Source organism: Actinophytocola sp., from assembly GCF_035634895.1.
In the GTDB taxonomy this organism is placed as follows: domain Bacteria; phylum Actinomycetota; class Actinomycetes; order Mycobacteriales; family Pseudonocardiaceae; genus Actinophytocola.
In genome coordinates this window covers 1-23,949 of sequence record NZ_DASQCC010000161.1, presented here as the reverse complement: position 1 = coordinate 23,949, position 23,949 = coordinate 1, and the positions used below count along the sequence as shown (strand labels likewise).

The window sequence follows — 23,949 nt, the reverse complement described above, 5'->3', positions numbered from 1 at the left end:
TCAGGCGAAGTAGTGGCCCTTCTCGAGGTCGTCGAGGAGGCCAGGCTGGGTCGGCTGCCAGCCGAACCGTTCGCGGGTGAGGGTGCTCGACGCGGGGCTGTCGAGGCCGACGGCCATGGCCAGCCAGCCGAAGTGCGCGGCGGCGTCGTCGGGGGCGATCGAGGTCACCGGCAGGTCCAGGTGCCGGCCGATCACCTCGGCGATGGCGCGGATCGCGACGCCCTCGTCGCCGACCGCGTGCAGGACCGAGCCGGCCTCGGCCTGCTCCAGCGCGAGACGGAACAGGTGCGCGGCGTCGATCCGGTGGACGGCGGGCCAGCGGTTGGCGCCGTCGCCGACGTAGCCGGAGACGCCCTTGTCGCGGGCGGTGCCGACGAGGGACGCGACGAAGCCCTGGTCACCGTCGCCGTACACGGTCGGCGAGAGCCGCATGACCGACGAGCGGACGTCGCGTGCGGCGAGGTCGAGCGTGAGCCGGGCCGTGCCCTGGCGGGTCGCGAAGCCGCCCGGCAGGTCCGTCGCCGGGTCGAGTCCGTCCAGCTCCGTCGCCACCCGGCCCGGCAGCAGCCCGACCACGCCGGACGCGAGGACGAACGGGCGGCCGGACCCCGCGAGCGCGTCGCCCATGGTCTCGACGGCGCGACGGTCCGCGTCGGCGGCGGCGGCGAAGTCGCCGGTGAACGCCAGGTCGTGCTTGAACGCCAGGTGGATGACGCCGTCGGCGGCCGTGGCGGCGTCCCGCAGGACGTCGAGGTCGTCGAGGGTGCCGAGGACCGCCTCGGCGCCGGCGGCGGTCAGTGCCCGCGCGGAGGCGTCCGAGCGGGCGAGGCCGGTGACGGTGTGACCGGCGCCGGTCAGCTCGGGAACGACGGCCGACCCGATCCAGCCCGACGCGCCGGTGACGAACACATGCATTGGTGAACCCCTTTGGATGGCAGTTACTGACATCAACATAGCGCGGTTGTCAGTCGCTGTCATCACGACTCGCGTACGCGGTCGCTGACCTGCGAGTTCCGGGTTACGCTCCGCGTGAGAGGGGGTCCACTGTGGATGGTGCACCCGCCCCCGTGGCGCCGATGCTGGCGGCCGAGGGACCGCTGCCGGTCGGGGGCGGGTGGGCGTACGAGACGAAGTGGGACGGGTTCCGCTGTTGCATGTGCGTCGGCCCACGCGGCACGACGAGGCTGACCAGCCGGCCGGGCAACGAGATCACCAACGTGTACCCGGACCTGCAGGGCGCGCTGGCCGAGGCGCTGGCCGGCCGGTCCGCCGTGCTGGACGGCGAGCTGGTGGTGCTCGGTCACGAGGGCCGCCCGGACTTCCACCTCATGCAGTTCCGTCACCAGCGCGGGCCCACCGCGGACCTGCTGCGCACCTCGCCGGTCACCTACATCGTCTTCGACCTGCTGGCACTCGGCGACGAGGTCCTGCTGAGCGCCCCGTACACCGAGCGGCGGGCGCTGCTCGCCGACCTCCCGGTCGCGAACCCGCGAATCGCCGTCCCGCGCCACTTCACCGCCGACGACATCGACCCGTACGAGCTGCTCGCGGTGGTCGAGGAGCAGGAGCTGGAAGGCCTGGTGGCCAAGCGGCTCGAGTCGCGCTACCACCCCGGTCGCCGCAGCCGGGACTGGATCAAGCACCCGCTGATCAAGACGCAGGAGGTGCTGGTCGGCGGGTGGCGGCAAGGGAAGGGCAACCGCTCCGGGCGGGTGGGCGGGCTGCTCCTCGGCACCCACGACGCACAGGGCCGCCTGCGGTACGTGGGCGACGTGGGCACGGGGTTCTCCGAACGGGCGCTGGACGAACTGCTGGACCTGCTGACCCCGCTGGCGACCACGAGCAGCCCGTTCCACGACGAGGTACCGGCGGACCGGCGCCGGGGTGTCCACTGGGTGGAACCGCGGCTGGTCGGTCAGGTCGTGTACCGGCAGTTCACCTCCGAACACCGCCTCCGCCACACCGCCTGGCGCGGCCTGCGCCACGACGTCCTACCCGAACAGGTCACACTGGACTACCCGTAGGGACGGACGGCGCCTCGAACGCGCAGGTCCAGCGTCCACAACGGCCGTCCGGTGCGGCGCGGTTCCCGGGCGTTCCGGTCCTCGATTACTGCGCGCTTACCCGGGCGGTCGACGATGGACAGGCATCGCCGCTGGTGGCTGAACCCGGCGTCTCGGCCCGTTGGCACACAGATGGTTACCGATCGTAAAGATTCCGCAACCATCATCAGTCACCCTGGGCGACAGTGGGCACACTGACCGCTACCGTCGGGGGCTGCGATCATGAGCTACGAGTCGACGACCGGCACCGTCCGTCCCGCCCGGTGGGCCGTGTTCGCCCTTCTGGCGCTGGCCATCGTGGTGGACCAGCTCGGCAAGTGGTGGGCCTGGCGGCACGCCCCGCTCGCGAAGATCAACTACGGCGGCAACATCTTCGTGGGCGACACGATCAGCCGGTGGTACGCCGACCCGACCACCGGGGCGCTGCTCGACCTGATGGACTTCGGGGTGCTGAGCGCGGCGGCGTTCGTCCTGATCCGCCGCCGGCCGCCGCCGGTCGTCCTCGTGCCCGGCGGCCTGATGGTCGGCGGCTGGATCAGCAACCTGTTCGACCGCCTCGGGATGCACTACGTGACCGCTCCGGGCAGCGTGCGTGGCGCGGTCGACTTCATCCCGCTCGGCCCGATCCGCTACAACGTGGCGGACCTGTTCATCGTCTGCGGGACGGTGCTGTTCCTGCTCGCCGTGGTCGCGACCACCCTGTCCACGAGCCGGACCCCGGCCGCATCCCCTTCGCCCCCGACGAGACACGGCCGGCGCCGGACGTGGTTGTCCGGTGTCGCCTCCGCCACCTGCCTCGTCGTCGCCGTCGCCTTCGGCGCGGTGAACTACGGCGGCGTGACCACACCGAACGCCCCTGCCAGCCAGGAGACCACCCGCTGACCAGGCGTACGGTCAGCGGGTGTTCCGGGAGCGTGCGGTCTGGTCCGGCGGTGACGCGTACGAGGCGTACGTCGGCCGGTGGAGTCGTGTGGTCGCCGAGGTCTTCGTGCGGTGGCTGGCCGTGCCCGCGGGCCGGCGTTGGCTGGATGTGGGCTGTGGCACCGGCGCGCTGGCGGACCGTGTGCTGGCCCTGGCGGGGCCGGCGCACCTCGTCGGCGTGGATCCGTCCGAGGGATTCCTCACGACCGCTCGCGCGCGGGTCGTGGACACACGGGCGACCTTCCTCCGCGGTGGTGCCCAGGCGTTGCCGTTGCGGGGTCGGAGCGTGCACACCGTGGTCAGCGGCCTGGCGCTCAACTTCGTCCCCGACCCCGCCCGGGCGGTCGCCGAGTTCGCCCGGGTCGTCATGCCGGGTGGTGTGGTCGCCGCCTACGTCTGGGACTACGCCGAGGGCATGGCCATGATGCGGTACTTCTGGGACGCCGCGGTCGCACTCGACCCGGCGGCCGCCGAGCTCGACGAGGGGCGTTTCTCGTTGTGCCGGCCCGATTCCCTCGCCCGGCTGTGGACGGATGCGGGGCTGGCCGAGGTGCGCGTCGAGGCCATCGCGATACCGACGGTGTTCACCGGGTTCGACGACTACTGGCGCCCGTTCCTCGGTGGAGTGGGGCCGGCGCCCGGCTACGTCGTGTCCCTGCCCGGCGAGCACCGCGATGCCCTGCGTGACGCGCTCCGTGCCAGCCTCCCCACCGATGCCGACGGCAGTGTCCGGCTGACCGCCAGCGCCTGGGCGGTACGCGGCACGGCCGTCGAGCCGGCCCACCGCGCGCCAGCACCCGTGCCAGCGCCTACTTCGCCGCGCTGATGGCCTCTTCCAGGGAGTCGTGCCGCGGTAGGTCCATCAGCTCGGCGGCCCGGAAAAGGGGGCTGCTGCGCGGAATGACGACCACCGCGATGTTCGTCCCGGTGAGACGGTCGAGTGTCGCCAGTCCCGCGCTGTCCAGGTAGCCCAGTTCGCTGAGGTCGAGCACGACCGGCCGCGCGGCTGGCACGTCCTCCATCGACACCGCGAACTCCGACACGTTCGTCACGTCCAGCTCCCCGGTCACGGCGACGACGACCGGAGCGTCGTCGGTCACGACGCGGAGGGCATAGCTGGCCGCCGTCATGGTCTCACTCCTGCCTCCGGGCGGCGGTGGGTCATGGTGACGCGTGTTCCCCTGTTCGTCCGAGTCGTGTGCACCGTGTCGGCCAGGCCGTTGATCAGCGTCAGGCCGCGACCGCGCACGGCGTCGCGCCGGCTGGCGGACGAGTCGTTGTTCCACGCCCCGGTGTCGCTGACCGTGATCGCGATCTGGTGCTCGTCCACGAAGCCCTCGACGCACACGGTCGGCCCCAGGTCCGGGTCGCTGCCGTGCTCGATGGCGTTCGACAGCGCCTCGCACGTCGTCAGCAGCACGTCGTGGGTCGTGTCCCGGTCGAGGCCCAGGGGGGCCAGCCAGTCGCGCACAGCGTGGCGCAGTGCCGGGATCTGGTCGACCTGCGCGGGCACCACGGCGAAGAACCCGTTCTCGTCGACGCCGGGGCACCGCACGGCCACCAGCACCACGTCGTCGGTGTAGCCGCCGGCCGGGCGCATCCGCCGCAGCACCTCGTCGCACACCTCGCCAGTGGGCAGCCCGGCCGACGCGGACGCCGCCTCCGCCAGGCGCGCGAACCCGGCGTCGAGGGACTCGCCGCGGCGTTCGACGAGCCCGTCGGTGTAGAGCAGGAGCAGTGCCCCCGGCGGGAACTCGGCGTGTCCCAGCGGTCCGTCGGCGGTGCGGAAGGCGCCGAGTGCGGGACGCCGGCCGTCACCGAGGTAGCGGGTGGTCCCGTCGGACAGCACGAGCAGCGGGTAGGGGTGGCCGGCACAGGCGTACTCGAGCGTGTGGGCGCGGCTGTCGACCACGGCGTAGGCGACGGTCGACGACGCCGCGCCCGGGGTGTTGGCGGCGCTCTGCTGCAACACGTTCAGCACGGCCGTCGGTTCGGCGTCGGTGATGGTCGACGTGCTCGTGGCCGCCCGGAGCTTGCTCATCACGGTCGCGGCACGCAGGCCGTGGCCCACGACGTCGCCGACCGAGACGCCGAGCCGGGCGGGGTCGGCCATGGGCATGGTCAGGTACCAGTCACCGCCCACCCGCATGGCCTCGGCCGCGGGCTCGTACACCGCCGCGACGACCGCCGCCGCCGAGCGCCGGTCGAGGTCGAGCAGGTGCTCCTGGAACCCGACGGCGATGCGGTGCTCGCGCTCGGCGGCCCAGATGCGGGTCACGGCGACCGAGGTCGCGGCGGCCGTCTCGGCGATCGTGTCCAGCTCGGTGGGGGAGAAGGCGCGTGGGCGGGGCCAGCACAGGGCGACGGCGCCGGTCACCCTGCCGAGGCCGTCCCGGAGCGGGTGGATCACCGCGGCGCGGACGGTGTCCTGGAAGTCGCGTGCCACCCACTCGAAGCGCGGCGCGGCGGGTTCGGTGTCCAGTATGACCATCGGCGTGCCGGTCCGCAGCACCTCCGCGAGCGGGATGGACGCGTCGACGGACACCAGGTAGTAGCGATCCCGCAGCTCCGTCGGGATGTCACCGGCGTAGGTGATCCGGATCCGCGAGTCCTCGAGCCGGCCCAGCGCCACGGCGGTGGCGTCGCGGGAACCGTGCTCGGAGGACAGCAGCACGTCGAGCAGGTCGTCGGTCGACCCGGCCTTGCCCAGGGCCGCGCCGAACTCGGCGACGTCGGTCAGGTGCCGCTGTGCCGCCTCGTCGCGTACCCGCGCGGTCCGCTCGCGGCCGGCCGCGCTGAGGCGGGCCGCGACCCGGGTGATCAGGTCCTCCGACGAGAACGGCTTGGGCAGGTAGTCGTCGGCGCCGTGGGCGAAGCCGTCGCCCGCGGCCTCGACCCCGGCGCGGGCGGACAGCATCAGCACCGGGATCCGCGCCAGCTCCGGGTCGGCACGCAGTGCCTCGACGAGCCCGAAACCGTCGAGGTTCGGCATCATCACGTCCGTGATCACCACGTCCGGGTGGTGCCGGCGGGCGCCGTCGAGTGCCGCCTCGCCGTCGGCGAAGACCAGCGTGTCCCAGCGCGCGGAGAGCACGTGGTGCAGGTGCCGGCGCATGTCGGCGTTGTCGTCGGCGACGAGCACCACGCCGCGGTCACCCCGCGGTGCCGCCTCGCCGCCGAAGGTGTCGAGCCACTGCATCGCCTCGTCGACGTACGGGTTGCCGTCGCCGAGGTCGGGGGAGACGGCCACCGTCGCGTCGTCGTCGGCGGCGGGGAGGGTGATCGTGACCGCCGTGCCGGCGTCCAGCTCGCTGGTCAGTTCGATCGTGCCGCCCTGGAGGTCGACCAGGCTCCTGACGAGCGACAGGCCGATGCCGCTGCCCTCGACACTGCGGCCACGTGGGTTGCTCGCCCGGTAGAACCGGTCGAACAGGTGCGGCAGGTCGTCCTTCGCGATGCCGATGCCGGTGTCGGCGACCCGCACGAGAACCGTGCCGTCACCCGCTTCGACCGTCACCGTGATCGCGCCGGCGAGCGTGTACTTCACCGCGTTGGACAGCAGGTTCAGCAGGATGGTCTCCCACATCCGCACGTCCACGTCACCGGTCGCCGCCGCGCACCGCACCACGAGGTCGAGCCCGGCCCGCGTGCACAGCTCGGTGAACGACGACGCGATCCGCTCGGTGAGCGCGCCGACGTCGACGCGCACCCGGTCGGCGGTGGCGCGGCCGGCCTCGGTGCGGGAGAAGTCGAGCAGGGAGTTCACCAGCCGCAGCAGCCGGCCGGCGTTGCGATGCACGACCGCGAGGCGGGCGAGCTGTGCCGAGTCGTCGCGGGCGGCGGACATCGCGTCCTCGACCGGCCCGAGGAGCAGCGTCAGCGGGGTCCGGAACTCGTGGCTGACGTTGGCCAGGAACGCGGTCTTCGCCTGGTCCAGCTCGGCGAGGGAGTCCGCGCGCCGCCGTTCCCGCTCATACGAGCCGACGGTCGCGAACGCCGAGGACACCTGGTCGATCAACAGGCGGCAGAAGGCGCGGTACTGGTCGTCGAACGGGCGGCGGGGGTTGAGCCCGATCACCACCCCGCCGCGTGCCGGCTCGTCGCCACCGCCACCCACGGGAAGCACCAGCGCCCGCTCCGGGCAGTGCGCCAACACCGTCGACAGCCTGGGCAGGCGGCTGGGCAGGTCGTTCACCACGAAGCCCGACGGGTCGTAGTCGGTGACGAGGGCGTCGAGCGTGCGCGGGAGCAGGCCCGCCACGGCCGGCGTGGCGGCCAGCAGCCTGGACGAGCCGACCGTGCCGACCGCGGCGTCCCGGCCGTAGAACGCCAGGAACGGCAGGTCGGGCACTGGATCCGCGCACATCCGCGCCACCGCCTCGACCACGTCGCCGACGGTCCTCGTCTCCATCAACGCCGACGCCGTGGTGTTGAGGAGGTTCAGCCTGCGCTCGCCGAGCACCCGTTCCGTGGTCTCGGTGACCGCGCAGAAGATCCCGTTCACCGTGCCCGTGCCGCCGATGATCGGGCTGTAAGTGAAGGTGAAGTACCGCTCCTGCGCACGGCCGGCGGTGACCAGCGCCAGCAGCAGGTCGACCGACCAGGTGGCGTGCCCGCTCGCGATGACACCCGAGAGCATCGGCCCGATGGAGTCCCAGATGTCCCACCACACCCGCCCACCGGGCTCGGCGAGGGCGCCCGGGTGCCGGTCGCCGAGCACGGACAGGTACGCGTCGTTGTAGACCAGGTACAGCTGTTCCGGGTCGAGCCACAGCAGGATGGGAAACCGCGAGGTCAGCGCGACGGCGACCATGGCACGCCACTCGGGCGGCCACCCGGACAGCGGGCCCAGCGGGTGGTTCGCCCAGTCGTACTCGGCGAAGCGGCGACCCATCTCCCCACCCAGCGCGACCGCCTCGGCGAGATCGCCCGGCAGATCGTCACGCGCTGTCACGGTTTTCCTCCACCGTCGGGTCGGGTCAAGGTCAATAGTCAAGTAAGACTCTACGGCTCGCACGGTCGGGGCGTGGAACGGTCGGCGTGTGACGCAGGGCGACCGCGGGAGCATCGTTGTTCGCCGAAACGTGGTTGCTGCCGATCCAGCTGAGCATTCGGCGCGATGCCGACCGTGCCGGCATCGAGCGCCTGCCGCGCACCGACGGGATCCGGGTCGTCGCGATGGTGGTCCACTTCGGCTTCGCGGTGGTCGTCATCGCCTCGAGCTAGCGGTGCCAGGTGCCGACGCTGTCGACGAGCCGGTCGATGAGCGCGTCCGAGACGTCGCCGCGCTGCATGGCGGTGCGGTACACGATCGGACCGACCAGCAGGGCCGCCACGTCGGCGGCGCCGGCCGTGGTCGCCAGCTCGCCGCCCTCGACGGCCAGCTCGATGGCGGCGTGGATGCGTTCGGCGATGGTTCGAGTCGACTCGTCCTGCTGGTGGGCGATCTCGGGGTCCCACATCGCCGACTGCGCCAGGGTGACCGCGACGGCGGCGACGGCCGGTACCGCCAGCTCGTCGGCCAGCTGCCGGAGCTGGCGGCGCAGCCACGGCCGGACGGGCGCCTCGGGATCCCTGAACAGCGGCAGGTCGGTGCCGCCCATGGCGTCGAGCAGCAGTTGCTCGGCCCGCGGCCAGTGCCGGTAGGCGGTGGCCCGGCCGACGCCGGCCTGCTGGGCGACCCGCTGATGGGTGATCGCCCCGGGCCCCTCGCTGACCAGCAGCTCCCGGGCCGCGACGAGCATCGCCTCCCGGCTGCGCGTCGCCCGCGGGTCCGTCGAGTAGCTCACCGACGCATCCTACGAGACAACTTGCCTCAGTGTCGGCGCGCACACCGCCCCGCCGGGCGTACCGTCGCGGTCTTCTGACCCGCGAACGTGCCCGGCTGTCCGCCACGACCAAGAAAGCGATGTCGAGTTGTCGGTGACGACGAACACAGTCGGGCCGAACATTCCTACCGTCATCGCGCATGAGCAACCTCCACGACGTCCAGGCCTGGCTCGGCAGCAACCTTCCCCAGCTGCTCGCGCGGTACGGCGTTCCTGGCGCGGCGTGGGCCGTGCTGCACGGCGACCAGGTGGTCGACGGGGCCGCCGGCCTGCTCAGCAAGTCGACCGAGGTCGAGGCGACCGCCGACTCGGTCTTCCAGATCGGGTCGGTCACCAAGCTCTGGACCAGCACGCTGGTCATGCAGCTGGTCGACGAGGGCAAGGTGGACCTCGACCGGCCGGTGCGCACCTACCTGCCGGAGTTCCGCATCGCCGACGAGGCGGCCGCCGCGGCGATCACGGTCCGGCAATTGCTCAGCCACACCGCCGGGTTCGAGGGCGACATCTTCACCGACACCGGCGTCGGCGACGACTGCCTGGAGAAGTTCGTCGCGACCCTGGGCGAGGTGCCCCAGCTGTTCCCGCCCGGCGAGCAATTCTCCTACAACAACGCCGGCTACTGCGTGCTCGGCCGGCTCGTCGAGGTGCTGCGCAAGCAGTCCTACGACGAGTGCCTGCGCGAGCACCTCATCAGGCCGCTGGGGCTCACCCACACCGCGCCCAGCCCGTACGAGGCGATCATGTTCCGCGCGGCCGTCGGCCACGTCGAGCCGGAGCCGGGGGCCGGCTACGTGCCCGCCCCGGTGTGGGCGCTGACGCGGTCCAACGCCCCGGCCGGCTCGATGTTCGCGATGCGGCCCCGCGACCTCGTCGCGTTCGCCCGCATGCACCTCGACGACGGCCGGGCGAGCGACGGCACCCGCGTGCTGGCGCCGGGGACCGCGACCCGGATGCACGCGCGGGAGGTGAACCTGCCGGAGCTCGGTCTCATGGGGACCTCGTGGGGGCTCGGCTTCGAGCGGTTCGACACACCGACCGGCACGATCATCGGTCACGACGGCAGCACCATCGGGCAGGGCGCGTTCCTGCGCATCGTGCCGGAGGCGAACCTCGCCGTCGCGTTGCTGACCAACGGCGGTGACGTGGTCTCGCTGTACCGCGACGTCGTCGGCCACGTCCTCGAGGCGCTCACCGGCGTCGGACTTCCCGCGCTGCCCGTGCCGCCGGCGGATCCGCGGCGGATCGACGCCGCGCGGTACGTCGGCACCTACTCCGCCGAGGTCTTCGACCTCACCGTCAGCCAGGACGACGACGGCCGGATCTGGCTCGAGCAGACCCCCAAGGGCGCCTTCGTCGAGATGGGTGGGAAGGTCGAGCGGCACGAGCTAGTCCATTACCGGGACAACATGCTGATCCCGGTCGAGGCCGACCGCGGCATGCACATGCCGCACGCCTTCGTGGGCGACGACGGCACCGGCCACGCGCTGTACCTGCACCTCGGTCGCGCGGTCCGCCGCGCGAGTGCCTGACCAGCCCCCACCTGAACGGGAATCGCCATGAAGCGCTCCACCCTCGGCATCTCCGGCCTCGGCATCTGCCTGGCCGTCGTACTCACCGGCTGCGGCGGCGCGGCCTCGGACGGGGGGAACGCCCTCGTCGTCGACGGCGGCACCTTCACGTTCGCGCTGTCCTCGGACCCGGGGAGCCTCGATCCGCAGATGGGCGCGGGCACCTCGCTGTTCACCGTCACCCAGTTCGCCTACGACCCGCTGGTGAGCGTCGACGGCGAGACCGGCGAGATCCGCTCGGAGCTCGCCACGAAGTGGGAGCTCGCCGAGGAGACGGTCAAGCTGACGCTCGCCGACGGCATCACCTGCGCGGACGGCGCCAAGCTGACCGCCACGAACGTCGCGGACAACCTCAACTTCGTCGCCGACCCGAACAACAAGAGCCCCTTCCTGGGGACCTTCTTCCCGGTCGGCGCGAAGGCCGAGGGCGACGACGCGGCCGGCACCGTGACGATCACGCTGGCCCAGCCTGCGCCGTTCGTCCTCAACGGGCTGGCCGGCCTCCCGATCGTCTGCCCGAGCGGCCTGGCCGACCGTGCGAAGCTCGCGACGGCCACCGCCGGCACCGGCCCGTACCAGCTCACCGAGGCTGCGTCCGGCGACCACTACACGTACAAGATCCGCGACGGCTACAAGTGGGGACCGGCCGGCGCGACGACCGCGACCAAGGGACTGCCCGACACGGTCGTGATCAAGGTTGTCCAGAACGAGACGACCGCGGCCAACCTGCTGCTCTCGGGCGGTCTGAACGGCGCCCAGATCGCCGGGCCGGACGCGGACCGCCTCGACAAGGCCGGCCTGTTCACCGCGACCACCCCCGCGATCGTGGGGGAGCAGTGGTACAACCACGCCGCCGGCCGGGTCACCAGCGACGCGAAGGTCCGCATGGCGCTCACCCAGTCGCTCGACCTCGACCAGCTCCAGAAGGTGCTCACCGCGGGCCACGGCCGCACCGGCACCACGATGGCCGCGAACGCGCCGGTCGCCTGCCCCGGTGACTCGGTCTCCGACTCGCTCCCGAGGGGTGACGCGAAGTCGGCGGGCGCCCTGCTCGACCAGGCGGGCTGGAAGGCCGGCAGCGACGGCACGCGCACCAAGGACGGCAAGCCGCTGACGCTGACCTTCCTGTACCAGAACAACCTCGGCAGCAGCGGCGACGCCGCGGCCGAGCTCGCCGTGAAGCAGTGGAAGGCCATCGGCGTCCAGGCCACCGCGCACAGCCAGAACGAGACGACGCTGACCGGCACGATCTTCGGCGCGGGCGACTGGGACGTCTCGTGGGTCTCGCTCAACGTCAGCAGCCCCGACCAGCTCGTGCCGTTCCTGTCCGGTCCGGCCGCGCCGGACGGCACCAACTTCGCCGCGATCGCCGACTCGACCTACGACGCGGCCGTCAAGAACGCGATGGCCATCCCCGGCAAGGAAGGCTGCAAGGACTGGCTCGACGCCGAGTCCGCGCTGATCGCCAAGGCCGCCGTGGTGCCGTTCGCCTACAACGACGTGCGCACCTTCGGCAAGGGCGCGAAGTTCGAGACCCCCGGGCAGCTGATCCCGACCAGCATCCGCATGCTGGCGAGGTAGGGCTCCCATGACCGTCAGCTCGACCGTCGCGCCACCGGCCCGGAACGGGGTCCGGACCCGCCCGTGGGTCCGGTTCGGCGCCCGGCGCCTCGGCCGGCTGCTGGTCTCGCTGTGGGTGCTGGTGACCGCGTCGTTCGCGATGATCCACCTCATCCCGGGCGACCCGGTCCGCGGCGCGCTCGGCCCCACGGCGCCCGCGGAACTGGTGGCGGCGCGGCGGCAGGCGTTGGGCCTGAACGACCCGATCGTCACCCAGTACCTGCACTACCTGAAGGGCCTGTTCACCGGCGATCTCGGCACGTCGCTGTCCTCACGGCTGCCGGTCGCCGACGTCATCGCGCAGCGGCTGCCGGCCACGCTGACGCTGGCCGTGCTGGCGTTCGTGGCGTCCGTCATCGTGGCGATCCCGCTCGGCGTCGCCATGGGCGTGCTGACCAGGCGCGGTCACGGCCGGCGCACCGAGCTGACGTTCACCACCACCAGCATCGTCGTGGCGACGATTCCGGACTTCCTCATCGGCGTCGCGCTGGTCTACGTGTTCGGGGTCCGGCTCGGCTGGCTTCCGGTCGCCGGCAACGACACCGCGGCGGCATACGTGCTCCCGGTGTTCTCGCTGGCGATCGGGCCGGCCGCGATCCTCGCGCGGATCGTGCGTGTCGAGCTGGTCGGCGTGCTGCAGGCGGACTTCGTGCGCACCGCCCGCGCCAAGCGGCTGCCGGCGCGGACCGTCTACCTGGGACACGCGCTGCCGAACGCGGTCACGGCGGCGCTGACGCTGTGCGGGCTGCTGCTGAGCGCGATGGTCGCGGGCACCGTCCTCGTCGAGAACGTCTTCGCCTGGCCCGGGCTCGGGAGCACGATCGTGCAGTCGATCCTCAACAAGGACTATCCCGTGGTGCAGGCCATCGTCCTCGTGTACGGCATCGGTGTCCTCGTCGTGAACACCGTCGTGGACGTCGTGCTCGCCCGGCTCGACCCGCGCTCGCTGATCCGGGAGGACTGAGTGAACCGACGCTGGTCGCGGGTCGTCCGCACGCCGCTGGGCCTCACGGCGACCGTGCTGATGGCGGTCGTCCTCGCGCTCGCCGTACTCGGTCCGCTGCTGTGGGACGCCGGCGCGGAGGCCGTCGACACGGACAACATCATGGCCCAGCCGGCGGGCGCGCACCTGGCCGGCACGGACAGCCTGGGCCGCGACATCCTGCTGCGGGTCCTCGTGGCCACCCGGCTCTCGATCGGGTTGGCGCTGCTCGCCGTCGTGATCACGGTGGTCGCCGGGCTGCTGCTCGGGTCGGCGCCACTCCTGGTGGGGCGTCGGTTCGGCAGGCTGCTGTCGGCCGCGGTCAACGTCGCGGTGGCGTTCCCGGGGCTGCTGCTGGCGTTGTTCTTCGCGGTGGTGTTCGGGGTCGGCGCGACCGGCGCGGTGATGGCGATCGGGTTGGCCGGGGCACCGGCGTTCGCGCGCCTGACCCAGACGCTGGTGGCGGGGGTCGCGGCACGGGACTACGTCTCGGCCGCGCGGGTGGCCGGCGTCGGGCGGGCGCGGATCCTGTTCCGCCACGTGCTGCCGAACATCGCGGAACCGTTGGTGGTCAACGCGACCATCGGTGCGGGCACCGCGCTGCTGTCGTTCGCGGGGCTGTCGTTCCTGGGGCTGGGCGTCCAGTCGCCGTCCTACGACTGGGGACGGTTGCTGTACGACGGGATCGGCGTCATCTACGTGAACGCGGCCGCGGCGCTGGCGCCGGGCGCGGCGGTGCTGCTCGCGGGGCTGGCGTTCAACCTGTTCGGCGAGTCGGTCGCGAAGGCACTCGGCGTCAGCACGGGCCCTCGGGTGGTGCGGGTGGGCGGCGCGGAGCCGCCGGTCGTCGAGGACACCCGTGCCACGCCGTCCGACGTGGTGCTGGACGTCCGGGACCTGGAGGTCGTCGTGCCGGGGCAGCACGGTCCGGTGCGGCCGGTCCGCGGGGTGTCGTTCGCGGTGCGGCGTGGCGAGGCGGTCGGCATCGTGGGGGAGTCGGGCTCCGGCAAGTCGCTGACGGCGCTGGCGGTCACCCGCCTGGTCGGCGACGACGGCCGCGTCGACGCGACCCGCCTGGAGCTGCTCGGGCACGACCTGCGCGCGCCGGACACCGCGGTCCGGCAGCGCCTGCTGGGCACGTCCCTCGCGATGGTCTTCCAGGACCCGATGACGTCGTTCAACCCCGGCCGGCGGATCGGCGGGCAGCTGGCCGAGGTGGCGACCCACCACCAGGGCATGAGACGGCGGGCCGCGCTGGCGCGGGCGGTGGACCGGCTGGCTGCGGTACGGATCCCCGATGCCGCGACGCGCGCTCGGCAGTACCCGCACGAGTTCTCCGGCGGCATGCGGCAGCGCGCGATGATCGGCATGGGGCTGATGGGGTCGCCGGCGCTGATCGTGGCGGACGAGCCGACGACGGCGCTGGACGTGACCGTGCAGCAGCAGGTGCTGGACCTGCTGGCCTCGATCCGCGCCGCGGACGACGTGGCGCTGATGCTGATCAGCCACGACGTGGCCGTGGTGGGCGAGGTCTGCGACCGGGTGCTGGTGATGTACGCGGGGCGGATCGTCGAGGACCTCCCGGCGGCCGACCTGGCGGGTTCGGCCCGGCACCCGTACACCCGCGCGCTGATCGACGCCGTCCCCGACATGACGACCGACCTGACCGAGCCCCTGGCGACGATCCCGGGCCGCCCGGTCGACCCGGCCGACGTGCCACCGGGCTGCGCGTACGCGGCCCGCTGCCCGCTGGCCGACGACCGCTGCCGTGCCCTCGACCCGGAGCTGACCGGCGACGCGACCCACCGCGTGGCCTGCTGGCACGCGGGCGAACCCCTACCTGCCAGACACGAGACCGACGAGTTGGTGGAGTCCCCGTGAGCGAGCCGCGTTTCGAGGACGGGACGGTCCGGCGTGCAGCCGTCGAGTTGGTGGGGTCGCCGTGAGTGAGCTGCTTTTCGAGGACGTCACGGTCCGGTACGGCCGGACGACCGCCGTCGACGGTGTCAGCCTGGCCGTGCCGGCCGGCGAGATCGTCGGGCTGGTCGGTGAGTCCGGGTCCGGCAAGTCGACCCTCGCCAAGGCTGCCGTCGGCCTGGCGCCGTTGACCGCGGGCCGGATCAGTCTCGACGGTGTGCCCGTGCCGACCCGGGGCCGGCATCGCCCGCTGCAGATGGTCTTCCAGGACCCGTACTCCTCCCTCGACCCCCGCATGACCATCGGCGAGAGCGTCGCCGAGGCCATGCCCCCCGGCCGGTCCCGCGCCGCGCGCAGGACCGAGGTCGAACGGCTCCTCGACCTCGTGCACCTCGACCCCGCCAGCGCCGCCGCGCTGCCCTCCCGGCTCTCCGGCGGCCAGCGCCAGCGGGTCGCCCTCGCCCGCGCCCTCGCCGCGGACCCGCGCGTGGTCATCGCCGACGAGATCACCTCCGCCCTGGACGTCTCCATCCAGGGCGCCGTGCTCAACCTCGTCCGCGAGCTGCGACGCGAGCTCGGCCTCTCGATCCTGTTCATCTCCCACAACCTCGCGGTGGTCCGCTACGTCGCCTCGCACGTCGCGGTCATGCACCGAGGCAGGGTGGTCGAGCACGGGCCCGCCGCGCGCGTGCTCGCCGAGCCCAGCCACGAGTACACCCGCGAACTGCTCGCCGCCATCCCTGGACGAAGGAGTCGGTCATGACCCGCATCGAGGACCTCGCCGACCTCGCGGTCCCGTCCCAGCCCGCGCTGTCCCCGGACGGCGCCCGGGTCGCGTACGTGCTCCGGACCCTCGACACCGACCAGGACCGCAACGTCGACGAGCTGTGGCTGGTCGACACCAGCGGCAGCACACCTCGTCGCCTCAGCACCGGGCCGAGCGACCTCGCTCCGGCCTGGTCACCGGACGGCCGCCTGCTCGCTTTCCTCCATGACGGGCAGGTGGCCGTCCTCGACGTGGGGGCACCGGGTGTGCTGGAGCGGCTGACCGACCTGCCGCTCGGCGCGGGCGCCCCGCAGTGGTCGCCGGACGGCCGCCGCCTCGCCTTCACCGCACCGGTCGACCCGACGGGTGGGGCGAAGGGACCGATGGTCTCCGACGGCCTCGACTACCAGGCCGACGGCGCGGGCCTGTACGGCGCGGTCCGTACCCAGCTGCACGTCCTCGACCTTGACGGCCACGAGGTCCGCCAGCTCACCGACGGCCGCGAGAACGTCGGCGCCCTCGCCTGGTCCCCCGACGGCGTGACCATCGCCTTCACCCGCCGCGCCGGCGCCGACACCGACCTGCGCCACCGCACCCCGGTCCACCTGCTGAAGGTCGACGAGCCGCACACCCGGCCACAGGTCGTCGCCTTCGCCGACGGGGTGGCCACCACCGTCAGCTGGGCCGGCGACGCGCTGCTCGTGGTCGGCTGGGCAGGCGACCCCAACGGTCACGCCCGGCTGTTCCGGGTCGAGGACGGGGAGGTCACCGAGCTCGCCGGGGACACCGACCGCAACGTGATGCCCGGCGCGGCCGCCTACCCCGGCGGCCTGCCGCGGGAATACGACGGCCGGGTGTTCTTCTGTCTCCGCGACCACGGGTGCAGCCACCTGTGGTCGGTCGCCGCCACCGGCGGTGACGCACGCCCGGTCCTCAATGGTGCGGGCCGGGTCGTGTCGGGTCTGTCCGTCGCGGCAGGGCGCGCCGCGGTCGGGCTCGGCACCAGCACGTCGTTCGGCGAGATCGGGGTCGTCGACCTCGCGAGCGGCGCCGTCGTCGTGCTGACCAACCACGGCCCCGACGTCGACCTCCACCGCCGCGAGGAGCGGTGGTTCACCGTCTCCGACGGCACCGAGGTCCAGGCGTGGCTGATGCACGACCCCGCGCGCGGCGGACCGCGGCCGCTCCTGCTCGACATCCACGGCGGCCCGCACAACGCCTGGAACGCCGCCGCCGACGAGATCCACCTGTACCACCAGGACCTGGTCGACCGCGGCTGGGCGGTGCTCATGGTCAACCCCCGCGGCAGCGACGGCTACGGCGAGGCGTTCTACGACGGCGTGCGCGGCGCCTGGGGCGTCGCCGACGCGAAGGACTTCCTCGAGCCGCTCGACCAGCTCGTCGCCGAGGGGTTCGCCGACCCGGACCGGCTCGCGGTCGCCGGCTACAGCTACGGCGGGTTCATGACCTGCTGGCTGACCGGCCACGACGGCAGGTTCGCGGCCGCGGTGGCCGGCGGCACCGTCAGCGACCTGGTGAGCATGGGCGGCACCAGCGACGACTGCAACCTCCTCAGCGTGTACGAGCTCGGGGGCACGCCCTGGCAGGAGCCGGATAAGTACGCGGCCATGTCACCGCTCACCCGCGTCGCCGACGTCCGCACGCCGACGCTCGTCATCCACGGCGGGGCCGACCTGACGTGCCCGGTCGGCCAGGGCCAGCAGTGGCACACCGCGTTGCGTGAGCTGGGTGTGCCGACCCGGCTGGTGGTCTACCCGGACGCCTCGCACCTGTTCATCCTGACCGGTCCGCCGTCGCAGCGGCTCGACTTCAACCACCGCGTCCTGGACTGGCTGGAGCAGCACACCACCCGCGGCGGCCGGCCCCGCGTCGACGCCGCCCACTGGCAGCGGCGCCTGGCGCGGCTCGCCGAGCGGCACAAGGTGCCCGGCGCGCAGCTCGGCATCCTCCGCCTCGGGAGGGGCGGCGCGGACGACGAGCTGGTCGAGGCCGCGTACGGCGTGCTCAACGTGCGCAGTGGCGCGCCAGCGCGCACCGACGCGCTGTTCCAGATCGGCTCGATCACCAAGGTGTGGACGGCGACCGTCGTGATGATGCTGGTCGACGAAGGGTTGCTGGACCTGGACACCCCGGTTGCCGAGGTGCTGCCCGAGCTGCGGCTCGCCGACCCCGAGGTGACGAAGTCGGTCACGCCGCGGCACCTGCTCAACCACACCAGCGGCATCGACGGCGACGTGTTCACCGACACCGGCCGGGGCGACGACTGCCTGGAGCGCTACGTCGACGTGCTCGGCGAGGCCGGGCAGAACCATCCGCTCGGCGCCACCTGGTCCTACTGCAACTCGGGGTTCTCCGTGCTGGGCCGGGTCATCGAGAAGATCACCGGCAAGACCTGGGACCAGGCGATGCGTGACCGGCTGTTCACCCCGCTGGGGCTCACCCACACGGTGACCCTGGCCGACGAGGCCCTGCTCTTCGCCGCCGCGACCGGCCACGACGAGCGGGCCGGCGAGACCGTCCCCGCGCAGGTCTGGGCGCTGCCCCGCTCGATCGGCCCGGCCGGGCTCGTCACCTCGACCGTCGGGGACGTGCTCGCCTTCGCCCGCATGCACCTCAAGGGCGGCGTCGCCGCCGACGGCACCCGGGTCCTGAACGAGGACTCCTGCGCGGAGATGACCACGTTCCAGGCCGACCTGCCCGACAAGTACGTCCTCGGCGACTCGTGGGGGCTCGGCTGGATCCGGTTCGGCTGGGACGGTCACCGGCTCATCGGCCACGACGGCAACACGCTCGGCCAGGCGGCGTTCCTCCGGGTGCTCCCCGACCAGGGCCTCGCCGTCACGCTGCTCACCAACGGTGGGCACAGCCGTGACCTCTACGAGGAGCTGTACCGGGAGATCTTCGCCGAGGTCGCCGGCGTCACGATGCCGGCGCCGTTCACGCCGCCCGCGGAGCCGGCGGCGGTCGACGCGACGCCGTTCGCCGGCGTCTACGAGCGGACCGGGGTGCGGGTGGACATCACGAACGGCGCGGACGGCCCACGCCTGCGGACCACGCTGCTGGGCCCGCTCGCCGAGTTCGAGCCGGATCCGGTCCAGGAGTACACACTGGTCCCCGTTGGACCGGCACTGTTCGCGATCAGGGCGCCGGAGACCCAGACATGGATGCCGGTCACCTTCTACGAGCTGCCGACCGGCGAGAAGTACGTGCACTTCGGGGCACGCGCGACACCGAGGGTGGGCTGATGCCGGCACTGAACGAGTTGCTCGCCGACATCCGCGCGCTGGTCGAGTGCGAGTCACCGTCCGCCGACCTGGCCGCCGTCGGCCGCTCGGCGGAGGTCGTCGCGCGGGTCGGCACGGCGCGCCTGGGGGTCGCGCCGGAGCGGATCGCGCTGGACGGCCGCGCCCACCTGCGCTGGCGGCTCGGCGCGGAGCCGTCGCGGGTGCTGGTGCTCGGCCACCACGACACCGTGTGGCCGATCGGCTCGCTGGCCGACCACCCGTGCACCGTCGAGGACGGGGTGCTGCGCGGACCGGGCTGCTTCGACATGAAGGCCGGCCTGGTGATGGCGTTCCACGCGGTCGCCGGGCTCGACGGCGTCACCCTGCTCGTGACCGGCGACGAGGAGCTGGGCGCGCCCAGCTCCCGCGAGCTGATCGAGAAGGAGGCCAGGGCGGCGTCCGCCGCACTGGTACTGGAGGCGTCCGCCGACGGCGGCGCGCTCAAGACCGAGCGCAAGGGCATCTCGCTGTACGAGGTGGGCGTGGTCGGCCGGGCCGCGCACGCCGGGCTCGAGCCGGAGCGCGGGGTGAATTCCACGGTCGAGCTGTCCCACCAGGTGCTGGCCGTCAGCGCGATCGCCGACCCGTCGGCCGGCACCACGGTCACGCCGACCGCCGCCCTCGCGGGCACCACCACCAACACCGTGCCCGCCGCCGGGTCGTTCGCGGTCGACGTACGCGCCAGGACACAGCGGGAGCAGGACCGGGTCGACCGGGCGATCCGGGCGTTGCCGCCGGTGCTGCCCGGCGCGCGGATCGAGGTCACCGGCGGCCCGAACCGGCCGCCGCTCGAGGCGGCCGCCTCGGCGGCCCTGTACGAGCGGGTGTGCCGGATCGCCGCGCGCCTCGGCATGCCCGAACCGGGCAGTGCCGCGGTCGGCGGCGGCTCGGACGGGAACATCACCGCGGGTGTCGGCACCCCCACCCTCGACGGACTCGGCGCGGTCGGCGGCGGCGCGCACGCGGCCGACGAGCACGTCCTGGTAGACGAGCTGCCCGGCCGGACCGCGCTGCTGCGCGCACTGGTCGAGGACCTGCTGGCGGACTCGACGAACCCGCTCCTCGGTTCTGGTGCGACACGACCATGACCGGCCCCGACGAGGACAGGAGCATGAGCGGCATGAACACCGCGACCGACTCGAGTGAGACCGTGGCGACCGGGCTCGACCACGCCGTGCACGCGGCGAGCACGGCGGCGCGGAAGGCCGGCGTCGCGGTGCGCGAGCTCACGGACCTCACCGAGCTGAACCAGGTGGTCGAGCTGTTCGCCGTCATCTGGGGCCGCGCCGCGAACCCGCCGGTGACGATCGAGCTCCTCCGTGCCTTCACCAAGGCCGGCAACTACGTGGCCGGGGCGTTCGAGGACGACCGCATGGTGGGTGCCTGCGTCGGCTTCTTCCACGAACCGGCCGGGGAGGCGCTGCACAGCCACATCGCCGGCGTGTCGCCGGTCGCCACCGGCCGCAGCGTGGGTTTCGCGCTCAAGCTGCACCAGCGGGCGTGGGCGCTCGCGCGCGGGGTGGCCGAGATCGCCTGGACCTTCGACCCGCTGGTGGCACGCAACGCCTACTTCAACCTGGCGAAGCTCGCCGCGCGCCCGGCCGAGTACCTCACGAACTTCTACGGCCCGATGCTCGACGCCATCAACGGCGACCACGACTCCGACCGGCTCCTGGTGAGCTGGCGGCTCCGCGACCCCGCCGTGGCCATCGCGAGCACGGGTGGCGGCGTCGGCGCCGTCGCGGCGGACGAGGTCGCGGCGGGCGCGGTGTACGCGCTGACCATCGGCGACGACGGTGGCCCGGTGCCCGGCCGGCTCGACGGCGCGACCTCGCTCGTCGCCGTGCCGAGGGACATCGAGGGGCTCCGTACGGTCGACCCCGGGCTGGCGCGCCGGTGGCGGGTGGCCGTGCGGGACGCGCTCACCGGGCTGGTGGGCGCCGGTGGCCGGATCGACGGGTTCGACCGGGCCGGCTGGTACGTCGTGCGGAGGGAATCATGAAGCTGACCGGAGTGGAACTGCGCCGCGTCGAGATGCCGCTGGTGGCGCCGTTCCGGACCTCCTTCGGCACCGAGACGACCCGCGACATCCTGCTGGTGCGCGTGGTCACGGACGACGCCGAGGGCTGGGGCGAGTGCGTGGCGATGAGCGGCCCGCTGTACTCCTCGGAGTACGCCGACGCGGCCGCGGACGTGATGCGGCGCTTCCTGGTCCCGGCGTTGACGGCGGCTCCGCTGGCGGGGGCGCACGCGGTCGCGGGCGTGCTGGCGCCGTTCAAGGGGCACCGCATGGCCAAGGCGGCGCTGGAGACGGCGGTGCTGGACGCGGAGCTGCGTGCGGAGGGCCGCTCGTTCGGCCGCGAGCTGGGCGCCGTGCACGACCGGGTGCCGTGCGGGGTGTCGGTCGGCATCATGTCGTCGGTGCCGGAGCTGCTCGACGCCGTGGGCGGCTACCTGGCCGAGGGCTACCTGCGGATCAAGCTCAAGATCGAGCCCGGCTGGGACGTCGAGCCGGTCCGCGCGGTGCGTGAGCGCTACGGCGACGACGTCCTGCTGCAGGTCGACGCGAACACGGCCTACACCCTGGGCGACGCGCGGCATCTGGCCCGGCTGGACGACTTCGGGCTCCTCCTGATCGAGCAACCGCTCGACGAGGAGGACGTGCTCGGCCATGTGGACCTGGCCCGACAGATCCGGACGCCAGTCTGCCTGGACGAGTCCATCACCTCGGCGCGCGATGCCGCGGCCGCGATCCGGCTGGGCGCCTGCCAGGTGGTGAACATCAAACCCGGGCGGGTCGGCGGGTACCTCGAGGCGCGTCGCATCCACGACGTGTGCGTGGCACACGGTGTACCGGTGTGGTGCGGTGGGATGCTGGAGACCGGCCTCGGCCGTGCGGCCAATCTCGCTCTCGCCGCCCTGCCCGGGTTCACCCTGCCGGGCGACACCTCGGCGTCCGGCCGCTACTACGCCGCGGACGTGACCGAGCCGTTCGTCCTCGACGACGGCCATCTCGATGTGCCGTCGGGTCCGGGTCTCGGGGTGGTGCCGCTGCCGGAGCGGCTGACCGAGATCACGCAGACGACCGAGTGGCTCGCCGGCTGAGGTTGCCGGCCCGAAAATTGTCGGATCCGACCAACCGGGTGACCGGATCTGGGGTCCGGGAACTAGTGGACGTCGGCGCGTTCGCCTAACGTGGCACTGTGCAGCGTCCGCGCGCGAGTCTTGGCCGGGTCATCGACGACCTGGGTGCCACCCTGCTCGACCTCGCGCACGGTGACCCCGATCGCGCCGGGGACATCGGCGGGGTCGTCATCCACGATCCCCTCGACCACCCTGTGCTACCGCCGCACGCGCTGGTACTCGGCATCGGGGTCGACGCCCCGGACGAGGTCGCCGCGCTCCTGCGCACGCTGGGCCGGCAGCGGGCGGTGGCACTGGTGCTCCGGGCACCGGTCCCACTCACCGACGAGGTCCGGGCCGCCGCCGACAAGGCCGGCGTCGCCGTGCTCGGGCTGAGCCGCGGCGCGCCCTGGAGCCACCTCAGCGAGATGCTCCGCTCCCTCCTCGCGGTCGGCGACGTCCGGGTGGACCAGGCGGAGTCGCTGGGCGGCCTGCCGTCCGGCGACCTGTTCGCCGTCGCCAACGCGATCGCGTCGCTGCTCGACGCGCCGATCACCATCGAGGACCGCAACTCGCGGATCCTCGCGTTCTCCGGCCGCCAGGACGAGGCCGACGCGCAACGCGTCGAGACGATCCTGGGCCGGCAGGTGCCGGAACGGCTGTCCCGGGTCCTGCACGACCGCGGGGTCTTCCGGGAGCTGCTGCGCAGTGACCGGCCCGTCTTCACCGGCCCCATCCCCGACGGCAGCGGCAGCCAGACGCTGCCGAGGGTCGCCGTCGCCGTGCGTGCCGGCGACGAGGTGCTCGGCTCGATCTGGGCCGCGGTGCCCGGCCGGCTCAGCGCGGAACGCGAGGACGCGCTGTGCGAGTCGGCCAAGCTGGTCGCCCTGCACCTGCTGCGGGTGCGTGCCGGCGCCGACGTGCAGCGGCGGGTACGGGCCGACCTGGTGAGCTCGGCACTGGAAGGCGGGGCCGGCGCCGCCGAGGCGCTGGAACGGCTGGGGCTCGCGAACCGCACGCTGCTGGTACTGGGCGTCGCACTGGACGAACGCCGCGACGAGCTGGACAGCGCGACCGTGGTCCAGGACCGCCAACGGCTCGCGGACGCCTTCGCCATGCACGTGTCGGCGATCCACCCCCGCTCGGCGGCCGCGGCCATCGGCGCGGTCACCTACGGTCTGCTACCCGGGTCCGGGGACAAGGCGGAGTCCCGCGCGGTCCGCACGCTGCAGGACTTCCTCGACCGCGTCGGCGACCGCCTGCCCGCGATCGCCGCGGTGGGACCGGTGGCGGTCGACCTGTCCGATGTGGCCCACAGCCGGTCCTGTGTGGACCGGGTGCTGCGGGTGCTGCGTGAGGGGAGCGCGCACCGGCGGATCGGCCGGCTGGACGAGCTCCAGGGCGAGGCACTGATCCTGGAGCTGCGTGACCTGGCCGCGGCCCGCGGCGACGAGCCGGCGGGCGCGCTGGCCCGGCTGATCGACTACGACCGCCGCCACCACGGCAACCTGGTGGAGACCCTCCGCGCGTGGCTGGACGCGTTCGGCGACGTCGTGGCGGCCGCGGAGTCGGTTTTCGTGCACCAGAACACCTTCCGGTACCGCCTCCGGCGGGTCGCGGAGGTCGGCGAGTGCGACCTGAGCGACCCCGACCAGCGGTTCGCCGTGATGCTGCAGCTGCGGGTCCTCCGGATCTAGCCCTGATCCAGGCCTGAGCTAGTGTCCCGCGCCGGAAATCAGGCAACTAATTCGGCGGCCCAGCTTCCCGCTGGCGGCGTTGCCGGTTCGCCCAAGTACGACCCAGTACGAGGGCGAACCGGCGTCTTGCCAGCAGAAACCCGGATCCACCGACTTAAT

General features: G+C 72.9%; 17 protein-coding genes and 1 pseudogene. 14 read left to right on the top strand and 4 right to left on the bottom strand.

The features are described 5' to 3' along the window. Window positions 1-915: an SDR family oxidoreductase gene (locus tag VET29_RS24265; protein WP_324924351.1), complete on the bottom strand. Its 915-nt coding sequence runs from the start codon at window positions 913-915 to the stop codon at window positions 1-3. Between the two features lie 161 nt (window positions 916-1,076). Here VET29_RS24265 and ligD point away from each other — a divergent pair, with 161 nt between their 5' ends. From ligD to VET29_RS24250, 3 genes are all read left to right on the top strand, one after another. Further along, entirely contained in the window at window positions 1,077-2,024 is a 948-nt protein-coding gene (ligD, locus tag VET29_RS24260; RefSeq protein WP_324924427.1) for a non-homologous end-joining DNA ligase, read from the top strand. A gap of 261 nt (window positions 2,025-2,285) precedes the next feature. Then, entirely contained in the window at window positions 2,286-2,945 is a 660-nt protein-coding gene (locus VET29_RS24255) for a signal peptidase II (RefSeq protein WP_324924349.1), read from the top strand. Window positions 2,946-2,964: 19 nt separating this feature from the next. After that, window positions 2,965-3,810 (top strand): class I SAM-dependent methyltransferase, encoded by an 846-nt coding sequence (locus tag VET29_RS24250; protein ID WP_324924347.1) that lies wholly within the window; start codon window positions 2,965-2,967, stop codon window positions 3,808-3,810. Here the strand turns inward: VET29_RS24250 and VET29_RS24245 are convergent. Next, the gene (locus VET29_RS24245; protein WP_324924345.1) at window positions 3,794-4,114 is read right to left on the bottom strand and encodes an STAS domain-containing protein; all 321 of its coding nucleotides are present in this window, start codon (window positions 4,112-4,114) and stop codon (window positions 3,794-3,796) included. The two genes, VET29_RS24250 and VET29_RS24245, sit on opposite strands and share 17 nt — an antisense overlap. Continuing rightward, window positions 4,111-7,938 carry a SpoIIE family protein phosphatase gene (locus tag VET29_RS24240; RefSeq protein ID WP_324924343.1) on the bottom strand — a complete coding sequence of 1,276 codons (3,828 nt, stop codon included), beginning with the start codon at window positions 7,936-7,938 and terminating at the stop codon, window positions 4,111-4,113. The genes VET29_RS24245 and VET29_RS24240 overlap by 4 nt, the downstream gene beginning before the upstream one ends. Before the next feature lie 116 nt (window positions 7,939-8,054). Here VET29_RS24240 and VET29_RS24235 point away from each other — a divergent pair, with 116 nt between their 5' ends. Then, the gene (locus tag VET29_RS24235; RefSeq protein ID WP_324924341.1) at window positions 8,055-8,210 is read left to right on the top strand and encodes a hypothetical protein; all 156 of its coding nucleotides are present in this window, start codon (window positions 8,055-8,057) and stop codon (window positions 8,208-8,210) included. Here VET29_RS24235 and VET29_RS24230 read toward each other — a convergent pair. Continuing rightward, the gene (locus VET29_RS24230) at window positions 8,207-8,773 is read right to left on the bottom strand and encodes a TetR/AcrR family transcriptional regulator (RefSeq protein ID WP_324924338.1); all 567 of its coding nucleotides are present in this window, start codon (window positions 8,771-8,773) and stop codon (window positions 8,207-8,209) included. The genes VET29_RS24235 and VET29_RS24230 overlap by 4 nt on opposite strands. Before the next feature lie 179 nt (window positions 8,774-8,952). Between VET29_RS24230 and VET29_RS24225 the strand changes: the two genes are divergently transcribed. From VET29_RS24225 to VET29_RS24180, 10 genes and pseudogenes are all read left to right on the top strand, one after another. Next, window positions 8,953-10,341: a serine hydrolase domain-containing protein gene (locus VET29_RS24225; protein WP_324924336.1), complete on the top strand. Its 1,389-nt coding sequence runs from the start codon at window positions 8,953-8,955 to the stop codon at window positions 10,339-10,341. A gap of 27 nt (window positions 10,342-10,368) precedes the next feature. Then, on the top strand, window positions 10,369-11,961 hold the full coding sequence (locus VET29_RS24220; protein ID WP_324924334.1) for an ABC transporter substrate-binding protein: 1,593 nt from the start codon (window positions 10,369-10,371) through the stop codon (window positions 11,959-11,961). Between the two features lie 7 nt (window positions 11,962-11,968). Beyond that, window positions 11,969-12,964: an ABC transporter permease gene (locus tag VET29_RS24215; protein ID WP_324924332.1), complete on the top strand. Its 996-nt coding sequence runs from the start codon at window positions 11,969-11,971 to the stop codon at window positions 12,962-12,964. A gap of 60 nt (window positions 12,965-13,024) precedes the next feature. Beyond that, window positions 13,025-14,863 carry a dipeptide/oligopeptide/nickel ABC transporter permease/ATP-binding protein gene (locus VET29_RS24210; RefSeq protein WP_324924425.1) on the top strand — a complete coding sequence of 613 codons (1,839 nt, stop codon included), beginning with the start codon at window positions 13,025-13,027 and terminating at the stop codon, window positions 14,861-14,863. A 61-nt stretch (window positions 14,864-14,924) separates the two neighbouring features. After that, a pseudogene (locus VET29_RS24205) lies at window positions 14,925-15,641 on the top strand (ABC transporter ATP-binding protein); the annotation flags it as partial. Window positions 15,642-15,658: 17 nt separating this feature from the next. Further along, window positions 15,659-18,931: a serine hydrolase gene (locus VET29_RS24200; RefSeq protein ID WP_324924330.1), complete on the top strand. Its 3,273-nt coding sequence runs from the start codon at window positions 15,659-15,661 to the stop codon at window positions 18,929-18,931. After that, window positions 18,931-20,058: a M20/M25/M40 family metallo-hydrolase gene (locus VET29_RS24195; protein WP_324924328.1), complete on the top strand. Its 1,128-nt coding sequence runs from the start codon at window positions 18,931-18,933 to the stop codon at window positions 20,056-20,058. Before VET29_RS24200 ends, VET29_RS24195 begins: the two co-directional genes overlap by 1 nt. A gap of 32 nt (window positions 20,059-20,090) precedes the next feature. Continuing rightward, on the top strand, window positions 20,091-20,972 hold the full coding sequence (locus VET29_RS24190) for a GNAT family N-acetyltransferase (protein WP_324924423.1): 882 nt from the start codon (window positions 20,091-20,093) through the stop codon (window positions 20,970-20,972). Next, a complete protein-coding gene (gene menC / locus VET29_RS24185; RefSeq protein WP_324924326.1) occupies window positions 20,969-22,075 on the top strand; it encodes an o-succinylbenzoate synthase in 1,107 nt (368 codons plus the stop codon). The genes VET29_RS24190 and menC overlap by 4 nt, the downstream gene beginning before the upstream one ends. A gap of 98 nt (window positions 22,076-22,173) precedes the next feature. Continuing rightward, entirely contained in the window at window positions 22,174-23,790 is a 1,617-nt protein-coding gene (locus tag VET29_RS24180; protein WP_324924324.1) for a PucR family transcriptional regulator, read from the top strand. Window positions 23,791-23,949: the final 159 nt, after the last annotated feature.